The following is a 4,493-nucleotide window of genomic DNA, read 5'->3' on the forward strand; positions in this document are numbered from 1 at the left end:
TCGACCACGTCGAGGACCGGGAGAACACCGGGGAGAGGCGGGAGTGGGACCAGGTTCGTGATCAGGCGGCCACGGCCGCGGCCGGTGTCGCCACTACCGGTTCCCGCCGCAGCCTGCGCAGTGCCAGCAGGGTGCGAACACCGGTCGCGTAGATGAGCACGCTCAACCCGATCAGCAGGAGGGCGACCGGAACGGGCAGCGGCTCCGGAAGGCGCGTGGCGAACGTCCACAGCGTCCGCGACGCGCCGCCCCCGAAGACCAGGACCAACGAGATGACGCCGGAGACCATCGGGATCCACCCGGCGCCGAGGCACAGGCCGATCCTGACGCGCATCCCGTTCGCGCCTGGCGGCTCGACCAGGACGACCGCCGGCGCCCCCGGCTTCGCCCGGAGGTTCGGGTTCCCGCCACGCAGCTTCTCCAGCAGTTCGGGCCCGTTCGTCTCGATCCTGCGGTAGGCCAGCCGCCCGAACAGCCACAGGGCCAACCCGCCGACGAGCAGGCCCAGGGGGACACCGGACCACCGCAGCAGCGGGTCGTCGCGCACCGTGCCCAGGACCAGGACGCCGACGACGGGCAGGGCGGCCGCGACCGAGGCACCGATCATCATCCAGACCAGCCCGGTGAGGTTGCCGCTGTCGGTGGCGGGGTTCGCGCTGCGGCGGTGGGCGTCGGGCATCCGGATAGGAACCATGACCGACAGCAGAGCCAGCAGTCCGGCACCGGTCCCGATCGAGCTGGCAAGGACACCGAGCGCCCACGGCCACAACCAGTCCTGCCCGTCGACCAGCATCCCGATCACGGTGAGCGCCACGGCCACCGGCGCGGTGACCAGCAACCACGCCAGCTGGCGACCCCGCACGTCCACCCGCTCGACACCCGGGTTCATCAGCGTCAGCCACAGCGCGCTGCCGTCGGCGCTGTAGAGGTTGGCCGAGCACGCCGCAGCGATGATCACCAGTGCGACACCGGTCCAGGGCAGGTAGGCCGTGACGCCCGCGAGCAGCGGCAGCGCGGAGTACGCGACGGCGAACCACAGGGCGAAGAACCAGAAGTACGTCCGCAGCATGTCCCGGGGCCACGTCCGCAGCTCCTTGCCCAGCACGGCGCCGAGCCTGGTCGAGGGCAACCGTCCGACCAGGACCCGGGAGGACACCTTCGGGCGGACGGCCGGCGCGCCCAGCGCACCGGTGACCCGGCGGTGCAACAGCCTCGACCACGACGCCAGCAGGCCGAGGACGAGCGCGACGAGCGCGACGAGCGCACCACCAGCCACCAGCCAGTCGGACCGGCTCGCCGCTTCGACGGCCGCGACACCCCACCCGGAGGGCAGCACCCGCAGGGTGATCGGCAACCAGGCCGGCCAGTCGCCACGCAGCATCTCGGACTGGCCGAGCACGACCAGCAGGATGCCGATGTTCGAGGCGCACGCCACGATCACCGCCCACGGCACGGCGACCAACGCGGCGCCGACCCGGGAGCGCATCGTCTCGCCGACCAGTGCGACCGTGATCCGGGAGAGGAGCACCAGCGTCGCGAGCGTCGCGGGCACGGCCACCAGCGCGACCAGCGTCGGCCCGATCCCGAGCCGGACGGCGAACACGACGAGGGCGAGGAACGCGAGCAGCGTGACCGCGGGCCCGATGCCGAACAACGACATGCCGAACAGGCCGTTGGCCATCGTCCGGGACGACATCGGTACGCGGGTGAGGTGTTCGGGGCGCAGGTCGTTCTTCTCGCCGCCGGCGAACAGGGGGCCGAGAACCCAACCCAGCGTCCACCCGGCGAACACGACGGCGAGCACGTCGGCCGAGATGGCCGCGTCGTTCAGCGCCACCAGGATCGTGCCCACTGCGGTGAGCAGGCCGAGCACGCCCCCCAGCACCATCTCCGCGGCGTGTCCTCCGGTCATCGAGTTCCGGAGCATCGCGAGCTTCATCCGGATCAGAACGCCAACCACGAGAGCCCTTTGTCACCCGGGGTCGACGCGCCGACGAGGCGAACGAAGGTGTCCGCCAGGCTGTCGCCGTCACGCACCTCGTCGAGGGTGCCCTCCGCGACCGTCCTACCGGAGGCGATCACCGCGACCTGGTCGCAGAGCGCCTCCACCAGCAGCATGGAGTGGCTGGAGACCACGACGGAGCCGCCCCGGCGGACGAACTGCTCGAGGATCGACTTGATCGTCATCGAGGACACCGGGTCCACCGCCTCGAACGGCTCGTCCAGGACCAGCAGGCGGGGACCGTGCAGCAGCGCGGTGGCCAGGCCGATCTTCTTGCGCATACCGGCGGAGTAGTTGCCGACCAGCGTCCGCTCGGCGCCGTCCAGCTCCAGCACCGCCAGCAGCTCGTCGGCGCGCTCGGCGACCGCGCCGGCATCGAGGCCGTGCAGCAGTCCCAGGTAGGTGAGCATCTCCCGGCCGGTCAGCCGCTCGGGCATGGCCAGGCCGTCCGGCAACACACCGAGCATCGCCTTGGCGCGCACGGGGTCGCCCCAGACGTCGACACCGAACACCCGTGCCGTCCCGCCGTCGGGACGCAGGAGACCCACCGCCATGGACAGGGAGGTGGTCTTGCCCGCCCCGTTCGGCCCGACCAGTCCGAAGAACGATCCACTCGGAACCGTCAGGTCCACCCGTGAGACAGCGGCGACATCACCGAACGCCTTCCGCAGGCCCCGGACCTCCAACGCGGGTAACCGCTCATCGCCCACTGGTGAGGAATTCTCGCTGCGTTCCTGGAACATGGGTGGTCACCAATGGGGTTGTGGCGGTCGATTGATGAACTCCGATGCCGGATCGTGCTGGCGCGGGATGGGATCGCGCTCATCGTAGCGGACCCGCGTTCCTCTCCGTCGCTCGTCGAACATCCCTGCTGGCCAGGAGAAGCAGGGCCGGGTCGGCACGCGGACACGGCCCTGCGTCACTTGCGGGCAGGTGGCTTTCCCGGGGTGGACGGGTACGGCGGGTCCTCCTCCGGACCCACCGGGCGCTGGACGGCGCCCGAACCCTGCCCGCGCCCCGGCCCGAGGCGGGTCGTCACCGACGACCGACGCGCAGCGGCACGTACCGCACGCGCGGACGGTCTCCGTCGTGACAGGGTCGACGGCTCGCCCACGGTGAACGCGGTGGGCCCGGCGGCGCGGAGGTCCGACCCGGGTGACGGTCCTCGAGTGCCGTCACGGCGACCGAGGCGATGTCCTCGGTCGTCGACGGAGGTCGCCGCGCCGTCCCCGGCGAGCACGGCCCTTCCGGAGGAACCCCTCGCTGAAGTCCCGTGCGAACCAGCTGAGGTCGGAGGAACGTCCACTCCAGACCGCTGCCCCCGGGCCATCCGCTCCCGGTGGACGTCAGTGTCGGCATCGCGCTCCCACGCGTGAGCTACGCCAGGACGTCCACGCCCCTGCCGGACAGCAGGACGACGCGACGACCAGCGGGTTCGGCGACCCGTTGGCTCCATGCACGCACGCGCGCGTCAGCGTGGTGCCGTCCCACGGGACGAGGTAGCGGCGGAGATCCTGGTCGGCTCCGGCGTCCCGGTGTGCTGGCCCACCAGTCGAAGCGCATTGGACCGGAACACGCGGCCCGCCGCCCGGGCACGCCGTCTCCGCCAGCAGAGGCGCCACCCGGTGGCCGGTCGTGCCGGTGGCACCGGTGACGAGGGTCGAATCGTGGCTCATACCCCCAGCCAACGCCCCGCCAGCCGGACGGTAATTGGTCACGGTGCCCGATCCGATGTCTGATCGTCTACCGTGGTGCGGGTGGACATCCTCGCGGAACTGCTGTCCTCGGTGCGGGCCCACGGCGCCCTGCTGGCCCGGGCGGTGCTCAACCCGCCGTGGGGGGTGCGCTTCGACACCGCGGCACCGCTGTCCCTGGTGACCCTGCTGGGCGGGCAGGGGTGGATCACCACACCGGCCGGGGGGAGCGCGGTACCGCTGGAGCCGGGTGACGTCGCCGTGCTCACCGGCCCCACCTCCTACGCCGTGTCCGACACCCCGGCCACCCCGCCGCGACTGGTGGTGGTCGGCGACGTCGAGTGCCGGTGGGCGGACGGCACCCCGTTCCACCCCGGGGAACCCGCCGGGACCCGGACCTGTTCGGTGGACCCGGACGGGGGCACCCAGCTGCTCACCGGCGTCTACGACGGGCGGGCCGGGATCAGTGACCGCCTGCTGCGCGCGCTGCCTCCCGTTCTCGTGACCCGCGAGGTGGACCGGCACTGCCCGGTGCTCGACCTCGTGACGGCGGAGGTGGCCGCGACCCTCCCCGGACAGCAGGTGGTGCTCGACCGGCTGCTGGACCTGCTGCTCGTCTCGACGCTCCGCACCTGGTTCGACTCCCACACCGACCAGTCCCCGCTCTGGTACCGGGCCGCCGCCGACCCCGTGGTCGGACAGGCGTTGCGACTGCTCCACGAGGACCCGGCCACGCCGTGGACGGTGGCGACCCTGGCCCGCGCCTGCGGCCTCTCCCGGGCGGCCTTCGCCCGCCG

At 72.2% G+C, this 4,493-nt stretch carries 3 protein-coding genes; 1 reads left to right on the forward strand and 2 read right to left on the reverse strand.

All coding sequences use genetic code 11. From position 1 onward, the window contains the following. Positions 1–61: 61 nt before the first annotated feature. Positions 62–1,960: a hypothetical protein gene (locus ACTIDRAF_RS30645; RefSeq protein ID WP_157163224.1), complete on the reverse strand. Its 1,899-nt coding sequence runs from the start codon at positions 1,958–1,960 to the stop codon at positions 62–64. Next, on the reverse strand, positions 1,945–2,745 hold the full coding sequence (locus ACTIDRAF_RS0222930) for an ABC transporter ATP-binding protein (protein WP_026066408.1): 801 nt from the start codon (positions 2,743–2,745) through the stop codon (positions 1,945–1,947). Before ACTIDRAF_RS0222930 ends, ACTIDRAF_RS30645 begins: the two co-directional genes overlap by 16 nt. Positions 2,746–3,759: 1,014 nt before the next feature. Here ACTIDRAF_RS0222930 and ACTIDRAF_RS0222935 point away from each other — a divergent pair. Then, a partial coding sequence (locus tag ACTIDRAF_RS0222935; protein WP_016701046.1) for a cupin domain-containing protein occupies positions 3,760–4,493 on the forward strand: 734 nt, incomplete at its 3' end.

The organism is Actinoalloteichus spitiensis RMV-1378 (assembly GCF_000239155.1).
GTDB lineage: Bacteria > Actinomycetota > Actinomycetes > Mycobacteriales > Pseudonocardiaceae > Actinoalloteichus_B > Actinoalloteichus_B spitiensis.

What these genes read in the sequence shown, in the direction of transcription:
- ACTIDRAF_RS0222930 (WP_026066408.1), bottom strand. Translation starts at nt 2,745, where the DNA reads ATGTTCCAGGAACGCAGCGAGAATTCCTCACCAGTGGGCGATGAGCGG.